Origin of the sequence: Sphingopyxis alaskensis RB2256 (genome assembly GCF_000013985.1) — a bacterium.
In the GTDB taxonomy this organism is placed as follows: domain Bacteria; phylum Pseudomonadota; class Alphaproteobacteria; order Sphingomonadales; family Sphingomonadaceae; genus Sphingopyxis; species Sphingopyxis alaskensis.
Genome location: NC_008048.1, coordinates 733,532 through 749,488, shown reverse-complemented (window position 1 = coordinate 749,488; position 15,957 = coordinate 733,532). Strand labels below are relative to the sequence as shown.

Annotated in this window: 15 protein-coding genes and 1 pseudogene; 10 read left to right on the top strand and 6 right to left on the bottom strand. The window is 62.6% G+C overall.

Annotated elements, in window-relative coordinates:
- Positions 1-93 precede the first annotated feature (93 nt).
- Both SALA_RS03720 and SALA_RS03715 read left to right on the top strand, forming a co-directional pair.
- Positions 94-2,850 (top strand): TonB-dependent receptor, encoded by a 2,757-nt coding sequence (locus SALA_RS03720; protein WP_011541051.1) that lies wholly within the window; start codon positions 94-96, stop codon positions 2,848-2,850.
- 80 nt (positions 2,851-2,930) lie between these two features.
- Positions 2,931-4,448: a tryptophan halogenase family protein gene (locus SALA_RS03715; RefSeq protein ID WP_011541050.1), complete on the top strand. Its 1,518-nt coding sequence runs from the start codon at positions 2,931-2,933 to the stop codon at positions 4,446-4,448.
- Here SALA_RS03715 and SALA_RS03710 read toward each other — a convergent pair.
- Positions 4,405-5,451: a glycoside hydrolase family 43 protein gene (locus SALA_RS03710; protein ID WP_011541049.1), complete on the bottom strand. Its 1,047-nt coding sequence runs from the start codon at positions 5,449-5,451 to the stop codon at positions 4,405-4,407. The two genes, SALA_RS03715 and SALA_RS03710, sit on opposite strands and share 44 nt — an antisense overlap.
- A 113-nt stretch (positions 5,452-5,564) precedes the next feature.
- On the opposite strand from SALA_RS03710, the gene SALA_RS03705 reads away from it, so the two are divergent.
- Entirely contained in the window at positions 5,565-6,644 is a 1,080-nt protein-coding gene (locus SALA_RS03705; RefSeq protein WP_011541048.1) for an aldose epimerase family protein, read from the top strand.
- Positions 6,641-7,678, top strand: a complete 1,038-nt coding sequence (locus SALA_RS03700) for a glycoside hydrolase family 43 protein (RefSeq protein ID WP_011541047.1) — start codon at positions 6,641-6,643, stop codon at positions 7,676-7,678. The genes SALA_RS03705 and SALA_RS03700 overlap by 4 nt, the downstream gene beginning before the upstream one ends.
- Positions 7,679-7,827: 149 nt before the next feature.
- Here the strand turns inward: SALA_RS03700 and SALA_RS03695 are convergent, their stop codons facing one another.
- Positions 7,828-8,523: a crotonase/enoyl-CoA hydratase family protein gene (locus SALA_RS03695; protein WP_011541046.1), complete on the bottom strand. Its 696-nt coding sequence runs from the start codon at positions 8,521-8,523 to the stop codon at positions 7,828-7,830.
- Between the two features lie 138 nt (positions 8,524-8,661).
- Here SALA_RS03695 and SALA_RS03690 point away from each other — a divergent pair, with 138 nt between their 5' ends.
- From SALA_RS03690 to SALA_RS16405, 5 genes and pseudogenes are all read left to right on the top strand, one after another.
- Positions 8,662-9,267 (top strand): TetR/AcrR family transcriptional regulator, encoded by a 606-nt coding sequence (locus SALA_RS03690; RefSeq protein ID WP_041383069.1) that lies wholly within the window; start codon positions 8,662-8,664, stop codon positions 9,265-9,267.
- Between the two features lie 265 nt (positions 9,268-9,532).
- Positions 9,533-10,331: pseudogene (locus SALA_RS16660) on the top strand (IS5 family transposase).
- 27 nt (positions 10,332-10,358) lie between these two features.
- Entirely contained in the window at positions 10,359-10,673 is a 315-nt protein-coding gene (locus SALA_RS03675; protein WP_011541044.1) for a GIY-YIG nuclease family protein, read from the top strand.
- 280 nt (positions 10,674-10,953) lie between these two features.
- Positions 10,954-11,682, top strand: coding sequence for a hypothetical protein (locus SALA_RS03670; protein ID WP_011541043.1), 729 nt, complete (start codon positions 10,954-10,956; stop codon positions 11,680-11,682).
- Positions 11,683-11,774: 92 nt separating this feature from the next.
- Entirely contained in the window at positions 11,775-12,467 is a 693-nt protein-coding gene (locus tag SALA_RS16405) for a hypothetical protein (protein WP_049754583.1), read from the top strand.
- A gap of 116 nt (positions 12,468-12,583) precedes the next feature.
- Here the strand turns inward: SALA_RS16405 and SALA_RS03660 are convergent, their stop codons facing one another.
- On the bottom strand, positions 12,584-13,090 hold the full coding sequence (locus tag SALA_RS03660) for a hypothetical protein (protein WP_041383066.1): 507 nt from the start codon (positions 13,088-13,090) through the stop codon (positions 12,584-12,586).
- A gap of 130 nt (positions 13,091-13,220) precedes the next feature.
- Between SALA_RS03660 and SALA_RS17290 the strand changes: the two genes are divergently transcribed.
- A complete protein-coding gene (locus SALA_RS17290; protein WP_192807444.1) occupies positions 13,221-13,376 on the top strand; it encodes a hypothetical protein in 156 nt (51 codons plus the stop codon).
- Positions 13,377-13,385: 9 nt separating this feature from the next.
- Here SALA_RS17290 and SALA_RS03650 read toward each other — a convergent pair whose 3' ends face one another.
- From SALA_RS03650 to SALA_RS17285, 3 genes are all read right to left on the bottom strand, one after another.
- The gene (locus tag SALA_RS03650; RefSeq protein WP_011541040.1) at positions 13,386-14,975 is read right to left on the bottom strand and encodes a sulfatase-like hydrolase/transferase; all 1,590 of its coding nucleotides are present in this window, start codon (positions 14,973-14,975) and stop codon (positions 13,386-13,388) included.
- Between the two features lie 84 nt (positions 14,976-15,059).
- Positions 15,060-15,752, bottom strand: coding sequence for a DsbA family oxidoreductase (locus tag SALA_RS03645; protein ID WP_011541039.1), 693 nt, complete (start codon positions 15,750-15,752; stop codon positions 15,060-15,062).
- Between the two features lie 35 nt (positions 15,753-15,787).
- Positions 15,788-15,928: a hypothetical protein gene (locus tag SALA_RS17285; RefSeq protein ID WP_192807443.1), complete on the bottom strand. Its 141-nt coding sequence runs from the start codon at positions 15,926-15,928 to the stop codon at positions 15,788-15,790.
- Positions 15,929-15,957: the final 29 nt, after the last annotated feature.

Here is a 15,957-nt window from a genome sequence, read left to right as displayed (position 1 = left end):
AATCATACAAATGACTTGCTGATAGGCGGATCGATCGATTATAGCCTTCGCAAGAGCCGGGAATGCGGCCCAAACTTTTGGGGGAGAAGATATATGCGCTACAGGACAATCGCTCGCTGCACGGCATCGCTGGCAGTGATGTCTTTGTGTGCGACTGTCGCCTCGGCGCAGGACGCCCCTCCCGTGCAGGATTCTGCCGACAGCGAAGGGGACGCTATCGTCGTCACCGGTTTCCGCGCTTCGCTTCAGTCGGCGCAGAGCACAAAGCAACGCTCCGACAAAATTGTCGACTCGATCGTGGCCGAAGATATTGGCAAATTGCCGGATATCGCAGTTTCTGACACCGCCGCGCGCATTCCAGGTGTCCAGGTGGAGCGCCGGGGCGGCGAGGCCAATCGCGTGCTCGTTCGCGGACTTGACCGCTTCAACTACACGACAACCTATAATGGTCGCGAGATCTTCACCGCCGAAACACGGTCGGTCGCGCTGCAGGATTTCCCGGCGGGCGGGATAAGTGCGATCGACGTTTTCAAGACATCGAGTGCCGAGCTTGTCGAGCCGGGCATCGCCGGTTTGGTCAACGTGCGCTCACGACGGCCTTTCGATTTCGCCGACTCCGAAATTGCAGGCTCGGTATGGGGCGTATATCCGGATAAGTCTCGCGATCTCGAGCCCAATGCCCAGCTGCTTCTTTCAGATCGCTGGGACGTCGGCGAGGGCGAGATCGGGGCTTTGATCAATTTCTCCTACACACGCATGCACTATCGTGACTCGGTGCGGCGTCACGGCTTCTTCATTGCCGACCTCGCCGGGGCGCGTTCGCCTGACTGGCCTGAAATCCAGTATGCCGAAGCGGAGAGATGGCGACCCTCGATAAATGGCGCCCTCCAGTGGCGTCCCTCGCCCGACCTCGAAATCTATGTCGAAGGTCTTTGGCAAGGCTTTCGCGAACGGGCGACCGACCGGATGTGGGCACAGCCGCTCTGGGGCGGCGCGTCTTACGAGAATATCGTCCTCGATGGTAACCAGATCATCAGCGGTACCGTCAATCGGCCAACGGCATGCTGTGGCGGCAATCAGACGTGGGGTTTCCAGGGCGCGACCAAGCGCGACACGAACACGTACCAGTTCGCCGTCGGCGGTCGCTGGGATGTGGGGCCGCTGCGGATCACCGCTGATGTCGCCCGCACCGACAGTACATTCGATCTCCGGACCGAAAGTGTTGATTACGAGATCAATACTAATGATTACTCGGTCGACTGGTTCACCGGCAAGCCGGGTGGTTCCGGACTGACCTTCCAGGTTCGAGGGATCGATCCAACCAATCCCGGTATCTACAACTACCGGGGTTTCTACGAAGATCATCTGACCGCAAGCGGTGACGACTGGCAGGCACGGCTGGATTTTCAGTATGAGCCGACCGGTATCAGTTTCATTCCCGCGCTCCACTGGGGCGTTCGCTTCGTCGACCGCGACGCGTCCGCGCGGGCGGGCGACTTTTACTGGAACCTGCGCGACCGCGGCATTCCGATTAGCGCCGTACCGCTCGATTATGTGCTTCAGCCCCGCGGTTTCCGTGGTGACAAGAATGCGCCCTTCCCGGTCAGCTGGTTTGGCCCGACATTTGCCAGCGTGCACGATAACCTGATCGAACTTCGCCAGTTCAACATCGACCTTACCGGCGCTGGTTCGGTTGACGGTCCCCCAATAGATGCTGGCAGAACGTTCGACATAAACGAAAAATCCTACGCCGGTTATGTCAGTGCCAATTACGAACTCGCGCTGGGAGAAACGACGATCGACGGTCAGATCGGCCTGCGCGCCGTCCGCACCGAAACGAAAACCTCCGGCACGCTTTTCACCACAGCGGGGCCCGTCCCCGTCAACTTCAAAAATGCCTATACCGACTGGCTGCCGAGCGCCAACCTGCGGGTTCAATTTTCACCCGAGGTGCAGGCGCGCTTCGCCTTTACGCAAACGCGCACCCGGCCAAGCTTCGCGCAGCTCAATCCGGCGCTCAGGCTTTCGCCCGCAACGCCTTGCGCCCCGGGCCAGACCGACTGCATTCGCACCGGGTCGGGCGGGAACCCGTTCCTGAAACCGCTCGACTCCGACAATTATGACGCAAGCCTCGAATATTATTTCTCGCGGACCGGATTCGCCTCGATCGGCGTATTTCGCCGCGATATGCAGGGCTTCATTGCCAATCGCGCCTTCGAATTTCCCGAGCCAGACCCTGAAACCGGCCGCACTCTGGTCATTTCGGGACCGGTCAACACACGCAATGCGCGGATCAAGGGTGTCGAGGCGCAGATTTCAGGCTTCTTCGATTTTCTGCCCGGCGCGCTGAGCGGATTGGGAGCGCAGGCGAACGTCACTTATCTCGACGCCAAGGCGGACTTCGGTTTCTTCTGTCCCACGACCGCCAATGCGGATTGCGTGGCAGGGCCGGGAGCGCCCAATGCGGCCACATTGCGGACACGAATCCCCGATGTGTCGAAATGGACATATAATCTCGTTGGCTTGTACGAGCGTGGCGGGCTCTCTGTGCGCCTGGCCTATAATTACCGCAGCAGCTTCCCCGAAGCGGATCGCGCCGAGCGCGATGGCTTCTTCACGCTGCAAGGTCGAGGCAACTCGGTATCGCGACTGGATTTGTCGAGCAGCTACGCCTTTACGGACAATTTCACCGTATTTTTCGACTGGACCAATATCCTCGACAACCCATTCCAGTCCGACATCGTTCGGATCAATTATCCGGGTGGCATTCCAAGCGACCCGGAGATTTTTCCGATGGTAACCCGGTTTGAGGAGTCGGTATTGTCGGGTGGGGTCCGGTTTCGGTTCTGAGCGAAGCGGCCGGGCCGCGACTTCGCCAATGACCGACGAAATCGCCGATGCATTTCGGGCCGTGGCCGGGAACTGAGGGCATGTCTGACCACGCCATTCGCAAAATCGTCATAGTCGGCGGCGGAACCGCGGGATGGATGGCGGCCTCGGCATTTTCAGCTTTGCTGGAGCGATCGATCGAAATCATCCTGGTCGAATCCGACGAGATCGGCACGGTCGGGGTCGGCGAGGCGACCATTCCGCCGCTGATTGCATTCAACTCCATGCTCGGTATCAACGAGGATGAATTTCTCTCCGCGACGCGCGATACGTTCAAGCTCGGTATTGAGTTCGTCGACTGGGGCGCGGTCGGAGAACGCTATTTCCATCCGTTCGGCCCCCATGGCCAGGATTTTCGCGGTGTTGCATTCCACCAACTTTACCTGCGCGAGACGGCGAGGCAGCCCCTGCCCGACATTCGGCACTGGTCGATGAGTGCGACCGCGGCAGAGCTTGGTCGCTTTGCCCGCCCCGGACCCACTGCGCGCCCTCCCCTCTCGCAGCTGGCCTACGCCTTCCATTTCGACGCCGGTCTCTATGCGCGATTTCTGCGCAGCTATGCGGAAAAGAACGGGGTGATCCGTATCGAGGGAAAGCTGGTTGACGCATCACTGAATCCCGAAAGCGGGCACGTCAGGTCGGTCAAACTGGCCAATGGAAACGATATCGCAGGCGATCTGTTCATCGATTGCTCCGGATTTCGCGGCCTCCTGATCGAGGAGCAACTCGGTACGGGCTATGAAGACTGGAGCCACTGGCTGCCCTGCGATCGCGCCGTCGCCGTACCATGCGGCCTGGCAAGCCCTCCCGAGCCGTTTACCCGCTCCACCGCGCGATCGGCCGGCTGGCAGTGGCGCATCCCCCTTCAGCACCGCATGGGCAATGGTCTCGTCTATTCGAGCGCACATCTGGAGCGCCGCGCAGCCGAGGATCTGCTCGTCGCCAACCTTGAAGGCAAAGGTCTTGCCGATCCAAAACATCTGTCCTTCACCGCCGGACGGCGCCGCAAGGCCTGGAACGCCAATGTCGTTTCCCTGGGATTGTCGAGCGGCTTTGTCGAACCGCTTGAATCAACCAGCATCCATTTCATTCAGAGCGGAATCGCCAAGCTGCTTGCCCTGTTTCCCGACCGGCGCTTCGATCCCGTCGAAAGGAACGAATATAACCGTCAGATGGCCGATGTATTCGAAGACGCCCGCGACTTCATAATCCTGCATTACAAGGCGACCCGGCGTGACGATTCCGATTTCTGGAACGATTGCCGGACGATGGATGTCCCCGATGGTCTGGCTGCAAAGTTCGGGCTTTGGCAATCGAAAGGGCGCCTGTTTCGCGAAGGGAGAGAATTGTTCGGAACCGCCAGTTGGGTTGCCGTGCTGTTGGGACAAGGCATACGTCCCGCCGAAACCGACCCGGCGGTGAATGCGATCGATCCCGACATTGCACGCGACATGCTTGACAAAATGCGATCAAGCTATCGACAAATGGCCGAGCATATGCCGCCGCATTGGGATTTTATTTCGCGCGCTTGCCTTGCACCGGAGGCGATCTCAGGCTGACGCCGAGCTGCGGCTTGCCATCCCCCCACAGCAGCGGCGCGATATACATATAACGTTTGTTATCAAACTTGCGGCAACCGCTGGTGGCCGCCCACGCGTGAAACGACACAAACGAACGATCACCCACATCGAACACCGACTGATGACCCGGACCGCTTAAACAGCCTGCCCTTTTGTCATGAAAGCTGTTCAGGATCGGGTTGTTGGGTGCATCGGTGCAGGGGCCCATCGGGCCCTCGCATGTGGCATAGCCAACCGCATAGGGGGACAGGCGCTGGTTCGGTTCCCAGCCAAAATGATTGGCCGAAAAGAAAAGTGTGTAGCTTCCATCTTTCCGAACCATCGTCGGCGCTTCGATGACATGCGCCTCCCAGGGCGTATCGTTTCGCAGCAGCCTGACGGCTTCGCCCGTAACGTTAAGCCCATCGGCGGTAAGCCGCTGGACGTAGATGTCGGTCGGCTTTCCGAACTGCGGGTTGTTGCCGTCATTCTTGTAGTAAAGATATAACTGCCCGTCGTCGTCGCGAAAGGCGTGGGAGTCGATCGTGCCGCCCAAGTCGGTCTGGCACACAAGCGGCTCTTTCGCCGTCGAGACAAACGGGCCCAGAGGGTTGGCGCTGAATGCGGCCCCCAAACATTGAAGGTCACTCCTTTTGTCCCGCGCGGTAAAATGCAGCACAAAACCTGCGTCGGTTTTCAACACTTCGGGCGCCCATGTAAATCCTGAGCGTGCCCAGTCGGGCATTGTCGGCATGGCGTCGTGCAATTTGCTGCCGTCCGAAATCTGGACCCAGTCGACAAGGTTGGTTGATCGCGCCATCTGGACATTGGCGCGGTCACCCGTGGCGTTCGTGGCGTAGGCCAGAAATTCGTTGCCGTTCTGCAATATGAACGGGTCGGGAAAATCAACCGTAAGAACCGGGACGAAAAGCGGCTCGCTCGCGTCGGCCGCTTGCGCGAAAAGCGAAAACAGTCCGGCGGCCAGAAACCCGAGCTTTTTCATCGTCCATCCTTCATCGCGGCGGTCTGTGGTTCGACAGCCACCACCCCCAATCCCGCCTGTTGTCTGCCTCGATCGTTTATCATATAAATCATCTCAATTGGAAAGGGGTTAGTTTGCACCACAGCACAGCAACCGAGACCGAGTTCGGAACGCTCGACAATGGGGACATTGTGAAGCGCATCAAGCTCGCAAATGAAAGCGGCATGTCGGTAGGAATCATCACCTACGGCGCGTCCCTGCAATCGGTCTGCGTTCCCGACCGATATGGTGTATTTGCCGATGTCGCAGCGGGTTATGCCACGCTCGACGACTATCTCCGCAAGCCGCAGTATTTCGGATCGACCGTCGGGCGGGTCGCCAATCGGCTCGCGAAGGCCCGTTTCACATTGAACGGCAAAGATTATGTGGTTTCGGCCAATGATGGCTCCAATTCGCTCCATGGCGGAGCACGGGGATTCGACAAGGTCAACTGGACCGTGACCCACAGGAGCGATCGGTCGGTCACCATGCAATATGTCAGTCCCGACGGCGATCAGGGCTATCCCGGCACCTTGACCGTCGGCGCAACCTATGCACTTGGCGCAGACAATGAATTGAGCGTCCACTACCGCGCCACCACCGACGCGACCACCCTGGTTAACCTGTCAAACCATGTTTACTGGAATCTGGGCGGGGAAGGCGCGGCCTATAGCGCGATGGGCCACCGTCTGACGATCCACGCGGATCATTTTCTCCCCGTTGATTCCGAGCTGATCCCGACCGGTGAAATGCGTCATGTCGAAGACAGTCTGTTCGATTTTCGCATGGGCAAGGTCATCGGCGACGATGTTGGCAGGATGGACGATGAGCAACTCGGCTTCGGTCTGGGTTATGATCATAATTGGGTCGTCGGCGACGAAGTTGCCGCCGCGCCGCGGCCGGTGGCAAAGCTGATTGATCCCCGTTCGGGGCGAGCCATGACTTTGCTGTCCAACCAACCCGGCCTGCAATTCTACTCGGGCAACTTCTTTGACGGCACGACGCGGGGCAAGGCGGGAAAGTCCTATTGCCGCGGCGATGCCATCGCACTCGAGCCGCAACAATTTCCCGATGCGCCCAACCAGCCTGGCTTCGGCTCAATAGCACTTCAACCCGGCCAAACCTATTCCAACATGATTATCTGGCGATTTGAATTGTCGGAGGAGCGATCATGAGGGCAGAAAAATCGGCATTATTTCTCGCGCTCATGGTGCTGGGCGGCTGTGCAACGGCGCCTGGGAGGCCGACTATAAGCAATCCTGTCATCGACGAAAATTTTCCCGATCCGGCCGTGCTCAAAGCGCCCGACGGCTATTATTATGCCTACGCCACCCAGGGCGAAGTCGGGGGGCGCATGCAGAATATTCAGGTGGCGCGTTCGCGCACCCTCGCGCAATGGGAGCGGGTCGGCGATGCGTTGCCGGTGAAGCCGAAGTGGGCAAGCCGGACTCAAGATTTTTGGGCGCCCCACGTCTCGCTGCATGATGGCCGTTATTATCTTTACTACTCGGCGAAACCCGACGCTGCGCTGGTCGACGGCAAAAGCGGATTGTGTCTCGCGGTAGCAACGGCGAGCAGGCCGGAGGGGCCATTTACCGACATCGGCAATCCGCTGCAGTGCGGCGAAGGTTTCATCAATATCGATCCGATGGCCTATGATGATCCGGCGACCGGCAAGCGCCTGCTTTATTGGGGATCGGGGTTCGCGCCCATCAAGGTCCAGGAGTTGGCCGTTGATCGCATGTCTTTCGCGCAAGGGAGCAAGCCGACAGAGTTGGTCCGCGTCATCCCGGATGCAAGCAAGGAGAATTACCAGCGCCTCGTCGAGGGGGCCTGGGTGACGAAGTATGGCGATTATTATTATATGTTCTACTCGGGCGATAATTGCTGTGGTCCGGACGCTCATTATGCGGTCATGGTCGCGCGCTCGGCGAGCGCAACAGGCCCATTCGAGACGCTTGCGCACGCGACGGGAACGCCGAACAGCGTGATTGTGGAAGCGGACAGTCGCTGGATTGCTCCGGGTCATAACGCGATCGTTCAAGATGATGAGGATCGCTATTGGATATTGTTTCACGCCGTCGATGTCAGGAAATCGCGCGAAAAAGACAGCGATGCCGTCAATTCGCGTCGGGTGATGCTTGTCGAGGAAATCGAATGGGTCGATGGCTGGCCACGTATCAAGCGGGCGAGCAATGAAGAAGAGTGACGCAGCTTCGCATTGCCGCGCATGCTCTGTTGCCAATGCGCGGACATCAAGATTTGTCATGGTTACCCCTTGCATCTCGATGGGTGTCCGGGGCCACCGGCGACCCGAAGGACGACCGGGAGCCCCACCGGCGGCGGCCCCGGACGGGCTCAACCGGTCGGCAACAGCCGATCGCGGCCGGCCGTTCTGATTGCTTCGGCAACATTGGCCCGCATCCGGTTCTTTGTTGACGCATGTGCCGCCATATTCAGGCCCGCGAGGTGCCCAATGGTTTGGTCCAGTGCCGTTTCGACCCGTTCCGGAGGCACCAGCATATCGAGGAAACCGGCTTCGACCGCCTCTTGGGGATTCAGCATGCGACCAAGCGCGACCACTCGGTGAAGCCACGTCGGGGCCACACGATATCCAGCAAGATGCAAGGCGAAATCGGGCACGGCGATACCGATCGCCACCTCATTCATCCCGACCCGATATTCCCCATGAACTCCGATCCGTGCGTCCGAGGCGAGCAGCAGAAATGCCCCCATGGGGTAAGCATGTCCTGCACAAAGGCTGACTACCGGATAGGGATACTCCAGAAGTGCAAGGATCGCATTGATCCCTGCTTGCAGAAGAGCGCGACTTGCCTCTGCATCCCGGCTGGTCAGTGGCTTGACGTCGAAGCCTGCGGAGAAGATCTTCTCCCGACCTGACCGGAGCAGGATCATCGACCGATCGTCCCTGGCCTGGGTGATTGAACGGCACAGTTCATCCAGCAAGTCTGTCGTCATGACATTCACCTTGCCGTCATCGATCGTGATCGTGGCAACGCCATTCTCGTGAAAGTAGCTTACTGCGCCTGTCATCGAATCCACTCCTTCGAGAGGCTGTCTTCCTGAGACTATTAAATAGACCAGTCAATATAATTTTTGGAACCCGAGGCTTGACGGATGCCGGGTTGAGGGTCACGCATGGTCGGCGGGCGAGATCAGAGGAACGAGCAAATGGCCGCCAAGCTTAAACACAGGCAACCGATAATCGATGCCGCAGTGCAGCTATTTCGCCAACGCGGATATGCCGCTACCGGTCTGAACGATCTGGTATTGGCGAGCGGCTCGCCCAAGGGTTCGATGTATTACTATTTCCCCGATGGCAAGCCGACGATTGCGGCCGCCGCGGTGGAAGAAGCCGGGCGCCGGGTGATGGAGACGATCGAGGACATCGCCGCCAGGACCGGCTCAACCGCCGATCTGCTGGTCGAGCATGCACGACTGCTTGGCCAATGGATGGAAAAGTCCGGCTTCCGCGATGGCTGCCCGATGACAACCGTCCTGCTGGAACTGGCACCGGACGACCGCATCGTGACCGAAGCTGGCCGCCGTGCCTTTGCCGCCCGCTTGCGGATTCTGGGGGACAAGCTGATCGAAGACGGCTTCGAGGCGAGGGAGGCGGAGGCGATGGCGCTCCTCTGCACAAATGCTTTGCAAGGAAGCCTCGTGATGGCGCGGGTCGAATGCAGCCGCGCACCGATCGAGCAGACCGCCGCCCAACTGGCCGCGATCCTCAAGGTCAAAAGCGAAGCACGCCGCTCTAACGCCATTCAGGACTGAACGGTCGAACGGAAGTTGCAACGCGCCACCTTCATCGCGCTCTAAGGGGTCAAACGGAACGCCGGTGATGCCGGGCGATTGCTGAAGCGGAAGATGAAAACCAAACGCCAGCTAAATCATTGAAAACTGGTGCCCCGCGCAGGATAAACATGACGAATATGAGTCGCCGATTTCACTACTTTAGGGTCCAAACTCAATCAGCCTCTTGAAAATCGGCGCGCACATTGATTCACGGGTTCTCCGCTGAAGCAGGAGGCCTTTGGAAATGTCGCGTTCGTTGTTCTGGCTGTCAGATGAAGCATGGCGGGCGATCGAGCCCCACCTGCCGAGGAACCAGCCCGGAGCGCGGCGGGTCGATGATCGCAGGGTAATCTCCGGCATCATTCACATGCTCAAGTGCGGCGGCCGCTGGGCGGATTGCCCGCCTGAATACGGCCCATCGACAACGGTCTATAATCGCTGGAACCGGTGGAGCAGGCGGGGCATCTGGACCCGCATCCTGGCGGCGCTGACCGAGGAGGGCTGGATCGCGGAAACCGGCCAGATCGACAGCAGCTACATCAAGGCCCACCGCTCTGCCGGTGGCGCAAAGTTGAGCGCATGCCAATGATCCGGGGGATCATTGGACCGCGAAACGGGCGCGGGCCAATGCCATTGGCATCTCGCGTGGCGGCCGGACGACCAAGATCCATGCGCTTGTCGATGTCCTTGGGCGACCGCTCCGCCTCGTCCTGACGCCCGGCAACACGTCCGACGTGAAAGGCGCGGACCTGCTGATCGGCGAAACCGTCGGAATGAAGCGGGTGATCGCCGACCGTGGCTACGACGCCAACCGCATCAGGGCTGCCTTGCGCGAACAGGGCACCATCCCTGTCATCCCCGGCCGACGCAACCGCAAGCGCCCGATCCAGTATGACGAACGACGCTATAAAGATCGCTGGCGGGTCGAGGCCATGTTCTGCCGCCTCAAGGACTTCCGCCGCATCGCTACCCGCTACGATAAACTCGCCAGGAATTTCCTGTCAGCCGTAAGCCTCGCAGCCGCCGTGGCCTTCTGGCTGTGATTGAGTCTCGACCCTAGCCTCCATCCCATGCACGCCGACTTTCAGCCCTGCGCCTATATCATGGCGAGCGCGCGGCACGGCACGCTCTACACCGGCGTCACGTCGCACCTGATCCAGCGCATCTGCCAGCACCGCGACGGCAGTTTCGACGGCTTCACCAAACGCTATGGCGTCAAGACGCTCGTCTGGTTCGAACTCGCCGGGACGATGCACGCCGCGATCACGCGCGAAAAGCAAATCAAGAATTGGCAGCGCAAGTGGAAGATCGAACTGATCGAGGCGGCGAACCCCGATTGGCGCGACTTGGCGGAGGAATTGGGGTTGCCGCCGCTGGGGGCGTAGCCCTGCGCCCCCACACCTGCCCTTCCTTCGTCATGCCGGACTTGATCCGGCATCCATTCTACGGCCGTTGCATGGACCCCGGATCAAGTCCGGGGTGACGAAAGCGCGGGCTGCTTCGCGTTCTCGCGCTGTCGCGTGAAACAGACGATCCCGCCTCCCAACCCCCTCACACGCCCACTTTGGCACCGCGCCGAATGTTAACGCGGTTGACCGGCCGCGCATTTCCTGATTTGCACGGCGCACGGCGAGCAGGGGGCTTGCTGGTTTGGGGGTTGTTTTCATGAAATCCAATTTGCTCGTGGGCGCCGTTGCGCTCGCGCTCGTCGCGCATGCTTTCGGTCCGGCCACCGCGCAGAACGCGCCCGTCGTTCCAGCGTCGGCCGACGCCGCGCCGGCGCTTGTCGCGATGCCCGTCGCCGCTCCGACCACGAATCCCGTGCGCATGCTGCCCGCCAATACCGAAGTGTTGCTCAGCATGAACGAGGAACTATCGACCAAGAAGAATGGGGAGGGCGACACCTTCTACATGACCGTCCTTCATAATGTGGTGCAGGACGGCTTCATCGTGATTCCGAAGGGCGCGCGCGCGACCGGCGAAGTCACATGGAAGACCGGCAAGGGCGCCTTCGGTAAGTCGGGCAAAATGGAAATCGAGGTGCGCTACGTCGATGTCGGCGGAAATCGCATCCCGTTAATTGGCACCTTCCGCCAGGAAGGCGAAGGCAACACCGTCGCGACGGTGGCCGCTGTCGCCCTCGTTTGGGTCGCCGCGCCCTTTATCACCGGCAAGACCGGCCGAATCCCGGCGGGTCGCGAACTTAGCGTCCGCACCAAGGAAGAGCTCGCCTTTGCGGTTCCCGCGGGCGCAGCGGCGGCGAAGCCCGCACTGATGGCGGTCGCGGTCGAAGCCGCGCCGGTTGCCGCCATTCCTGTCGCAGCGCCTCCGCCAGTGCCTGCCGCAGTTCCGACGTCGAGCCCAGACACAACGCCAGCGACCGAGGGCCGATGATCCGGCGGGTTCGGGCGCATTTGTCGGAGCCCGAACCCCGCCAAAAAAAAAAACGCTTTCCTACATGTTCCTTTTATGTTCCAAACTGTCCAATGAGCAACACCCTCCCCTCGCCCGCCCCCGAACCCGCCGCCACCCCCGCGCTCGACGCGCACGGGCACGACCCCGCCGCCTATGACTGGGTGCCCGTCCTCAAAAAGCCCCGCAAGGATGGCTGGTCGCCCGCCAGGCAGCGCGCCTTTATCGAGGCGCTGGCCGATTGCGGCTCGGTCGTCACCGCGGCGCAAGCCGTCGGCATGTCCGAAGCCTCGGCCTATCGCCTGCGCCGCTCACCCGGCGCCGAAGCGTTCGACCGCGCCTGGTCCGCGGCGATCGATGCTGCGGCCAAGAAATTGCTCGACGCCGCGTTCGAACGCGCGCTCGTCGGCACCGACGAGCCGGTGTTCGACCGCGACGGCAACCGCGTCGGCCGCCGCCTGCGCCAGAGCGACCGGCTGCTGATGTTCCTGTTGCGCGCCTATGGCCCCGAACGCTTCGGCGAGCGCGCCGCGACGCCCGCGCCCGCCGTCACCCCCGTTGCCGAGGCGCTAATCCACCTCGAACCCGCACCCCCCGCCGCGCCCGCGGCGCTGATGGCGCCGGACGATCTTGCGATGTCGCTCGACATCGCCGACCAATGCGACGGCCAATTGCCGCCCTGGTATCGTGAGGATCGCGACGATCCGGTCGCGGTGCCCGCCGCGCCGCCCCTCGCGTCGCCGCACGGTGAGGCTGACCTTTGCTGACTTTTGGCGAACCGGGGCCGCCGCAGGGCTGATATTTAGTGACCTTTGGAGAAAAGGGGGCCGCCGCGGGGCTGACCTTTACTGACCTTTGACACCCCGGACGCGCCGCCGCCGGCTCAGTTCAGCGCCGACCCCGCCGGAAACCCGCGCACGCCCGCCACCGCGAACATCACCCCGCCGCGCACCGCCTCGGGCGCGTCCGCGAGCAGGTACAGCTTCACCAGCTCGCGCGTCACCTCGCTGTCGTCGTCGACGACCAGCCGCAACGATGCGATGCCGAGTTCGCCCTTCGATACCACCACATCGCGGATCAGCGGCAGCGGCCAGCTTTCCGACGGACCACGATACAGCCGCGCGCCGTCGTGCCAGATGAAGGCATCGCGCCGTCGCCACGCACGAAAAAAGGCGGCGAAGCCGAACAGTGCGAGCACAATTCCCGCGCTCAGCAGCAGATCGCCGAACAGCAGCATCCGCAGCACCACGCCCGCGCCGTCGCCCCAGGCGACGCTCACCTGCCGCACGAACAGCGCCGCGGCCGCGATCGCGCACAGCAATTGCCCCGCCAGCAACGGCTTGGCCTTCAGCCGGCCGATGACAATTTTTCTGCTCGCCCCTCCGGTCATCGGCGCAGGATAAGGGCGGGCGGCCCGTCGCGCCACCCTCTGTGTGCGACCGGCCCTGCCCGATGCGCGATGGACGGTTGGCCCCGACTCGCGCCGCCATGCTATGCTGGCCGCCGAAAGGAGAAAGCCCATGCAGGCCGTAACCGAAGGCGACCGCCGCAAGGAGGTGCGCGTGCTCCTGAACCAGATTCAGGCGCATCCCGAACGCGACTGGACCGAAGCGCGCCGCCGCCTCGCGACGCTCAACAAGCTGATCGCCGGACCGCCGCGCCCGCGCGCGCACTGATCTGCACGGTCAACGTCCGGGGAAATGGGGGCCCGCGGTGACGTCGATCGCCGTCTCGCCGCCGGTCGGGATCACCGTGCGCCCGAACCAGACGAAGCGCGCCGTCGGCTGCGTCAGGTCGCGGTCATAGCGCGCGGTGACCGCCGCCGCGTCATATCCCATCCAGATCAGCGTTGCCGGGAAAATCTGGCTCACCGAATGGCCCGCGCGCGGCGCATCGCCGTAGCGCGCGGCGAGCCGCGGCGGCAGAAAGGCGAGCAGCGGCACGCGAAACTCGTCGGCGACGGGCGCGCGGCTGCAATGCGGCAGCGCGCCGGGCGTCAGATTCTGCCCATGGTCCGACGTATAGACGATCGCGACGCCCGCGCGGTCGACCCCGGCGAGCAGCCGCGAGAAAAAGCGTGCCTTCGACCATCGGAGCGCCGTCGCATATTGCAGCGCGACGGGAGCATCGGCCGGAAGGGTGCCCGCGGGATAATGATCGCGATACTGGAAATGGACCCCGCGCAGCACGGCATAGGTAAATGTCCTTTCGTCCCTTTTCAGGCCTTGATTGATCGCGTCGGCCATCGTCAGGTCGGTGTCGATTCCGCCGGGCATCGCGCGATAGGCGTCGATGAGCGCCCGTTCGGGCGGCAGCAGGAGGTTCTGCGGGGCGCCCGTCGTCTGCCCGTCGATCATCACCGTGCGATAGCCCGCCGCCTTGGCATAGGCCCAGATCGATGGCGTGCGGCGCAGGTCGGTGTCCGTATCGACGCGGCGCACATCGATGCCCGAGCGCAGCGCGACCTGCGCCGGCGCGCTGCAATGCCCCATCGCCGCCGCGACCCCGAAGTCGAGGTGCGGCGTGTCCGCCAGCGTCGGCGCGATCAGCCGCCGGAAAGGCGCTTCGGCGACACTCTCGTCGATCACCCACACGATATGCCGCGGCGCGTCCGGCGGCGCGCGCGGCGCCAGCTCGACCGCGCCGCGCGGCGGCGGCGGCGGCGCACCCGCAAGGTCGATAGCCAGCCCATAGAGGCTGCGCTCGGCGCCCTCGGGCCACAGCGCGGCGTGGCGATAGGCGATGCTCGGCACGATGAGCAGCGCGAGCGTCGCCGCCGCCCAGCCGCCGCCCCACGGCCAGTGCGCCGCGCGCCGCGCCAGCCGCCGTGCGGCGACGAACAACGCCAGCGCCGCCGCGACCTGTACCGCGACCCAAGGCAATTCGCCGCCGAACTCGCCCGCGGCATTGCCCGCCTGCCGCGCTTCGGCCCACAGCCATGCGAGCGACCCCGCGTCGAGCAGCTCGGCGACAAGCTGCGCATAACCGGTGTTGACGAGGATCGAGGCGCCCGCGAGCACCAGCAGCACCGCCGCCCAGCGCCGCGGAAAAAGCACCAGCGCCGCCAGGAAGACAGCCGCCTGAAAGGCAAGGAAAAGCAGGGCCGTCGCGGCGCTGGGCACATCGCCCGCGGCAAGGCGATAGGCGACGCTGTGGATCAGCTGGAAACGGTTCGCGACGGCATAGCCGCCGCCGAACAGCAGAACGGCCGCCACGAGCCGCACGAATGCGGGGGCGCCACCCGCCCTCCATCGCTTCGCCCCGATTAGCCTCATCCGCCCCGCCTTAGGGCGCAGTCCTTGAAAAATCCCGAAGAAATGGACTCTTCCCCTCACGGGGTGCGGGCCATGCAAGACACGTCACGCAGCGGGCGCGAGCACCTTCTTCTCGATCACGCGGATGAACACCTCGGGGTCCTGCGCCCCCGGCACCAGCATCTGCCCGCCGAGGATGAAAGCGGGCACCCCGGTGATGTTGCGGTCGGCCCACCAGCTCTCTTCGGTCCGCACCATCGCGCCGAACTCGTCCGAGGCCAATATGGCGGCTGCGCGCGCGCGGTCGAGTCCGACCGACGCCGCGACATCGGCGAGCACATCATGGTCGCTGACATCGCGATTGTCGGTGAAATGCGCCCTGAACAACGCCAGCTTGAGCGCGGTCTGCACACCGGTCGGCGCCGCCTGGTCCGGCACCTCGCTGGCGCCCGCCCAGGTCAGCAGACGGTGCGCGTCGAAACTGTTGCGCATCCGGAAACCCGGTCCGCGGTTGAAGGCGAAACCCAGTTCGCCGGCAATGGCGGCGAGCCGGCCCGTATTGGCGCGGCTCTGTTCGGCGCTGATGCCATATTTGCGCATGACATGCGCGGCGGCATCCTCGCCTTCGGGCGGCATATCGGGGTTGAGCTCGAAGGGATGCCACTGGACGCGGAAATCGAGCCGCCCGTCGAAATGATCCATCACCCGCTCGAACTTCAACCAGCCGATGATGCACCAGGGGCACATGACGTCGGACACGATATCGACGCTCAGGCGCGGCGTCCGCATCTCGGCCATGTCATTTCTCCCGTCGGCGCCCGCTGCTTCCGCGCTCAATCGCCCGATCGGCGGTCCTTGTCTGTGCGCCGGTCGCCCTTGCGACGCTCCGGCCCCTTGAAATCGGGATCGTCGGCGACGCGGCGATCGCCCGCCCGTCGTTCGGTCTTCGCCCGCTTGTCCCCGTCATTCGCCATGCGCTTCCCCCCGTCAATAAGGATGATGA

What these genes read in the sequence shown, in the direction of transcription:
- SALA_RS03720 (WP_011541051.1), top strand. Translation starts at nt 94, where the DNA reads ATGCGCTACAGGACAATCGCTCGCTGCACGGCATCGCTGGCAGTGATG.
- SALA_RS03715 (WP_011541050.1), top strand. Translation starts at nt 2,931, where the DNA reads ATGTCTGACCACGCCATTCGCAAAATCGTCATAGTCGGCGGCGGAACC.
- SALA_RS03710 (WP_011541049.1), bottom strand. Translation starts at nt 5,451, where the DNA reads ATGAAAAAGCTCGGGTTTCTGGCCGCCGGACTGTTTTCGCTTTTCGCG.
- SALA_RS03700 (WP_011541047.1), top strand. Translation starts at nt 6,641, where the DNA reads ATGAGGGCAGAAAAATCGGCATTATTTCTCGCGCTCATGGTGCTGGGC.
- SALA_RS03695 (WP_011541046.1), bottom strand. Translation starts at nt 8,523, where the DNA reads ATGACAGGCGCAGTAAGCTACTTTCACGAGAATGGCGTTGCCACGATC.
- SALA_RS03690 (WP_041383069.1), top strand. Translation starts at nt 8,662, where the DNA reads ATGGCCGCCAAGCTTAAACACAGGCAACCGATAATCGATGCCGCAGTG.
- SALA_RS03675 (WP_011541044.1), top strand. Translation starts at nt 10,359, where the DNA reads ATGCACGCCGACTTTCAGCCCTGCGCCTATATCATGGCGAGCGCGCGG.
- SALA_RS03670 (WP_011541043.1), top strand. Translation starts at nt 10,954, where the DNA reads ATGAAATCCAATTTGCTCGTGGGCGCCGTTGCGCTCGCGCTCGTCGCG.
- SALA_RS16405 (WP_049754583.1), top strand. Translation starts at nt 11,775, where the DNA reads ATGAGCAACACCCTCCCCTCGCCCGCCCCCGAACCCGCCGCCACCCCC.
- SALA_RS03660 (WP_041383066.1), bottom strand. Translation starts at nt 13,090, where the DNA reads ATGACCGGAGGGGCGAGCAGAAAAATTGTCATCGGCCGGCTGAAGGCC.
- SALA_RS17290 (WP_192807444.1), top strand. Translation starts at nt 13,221, where the DNA reads ATGCAGGCCGTAACCGAAGGCGACCGCCGCAAGGAGGTGCGCGTGCTC.
- SALA_RS03650 (WP_011541040.1), bottom strand. Translation starts at nt 14,975, where the DNA reads ATGAGGCTAATCGGGGCGAAGCGATGGAGGGCGGGTGGCGCCCCCGCA.
- SALA_RS03645 (WP_011541039.1), bottom strand. Translation starts at nt 15,752, where the DNA reads ATGGCCGAGATGCGGACGCCGCGCCTGAGCGTCGATATCGTGTCCGAC.
- SALA_RS17285 (WP_192807443.1), bottom strand. Translation starts at nt 15,928, where the DNA reads ATGGCGAATGACGGGGACAAGCGGGCGAAGACCGAACGACGGGCGGGC.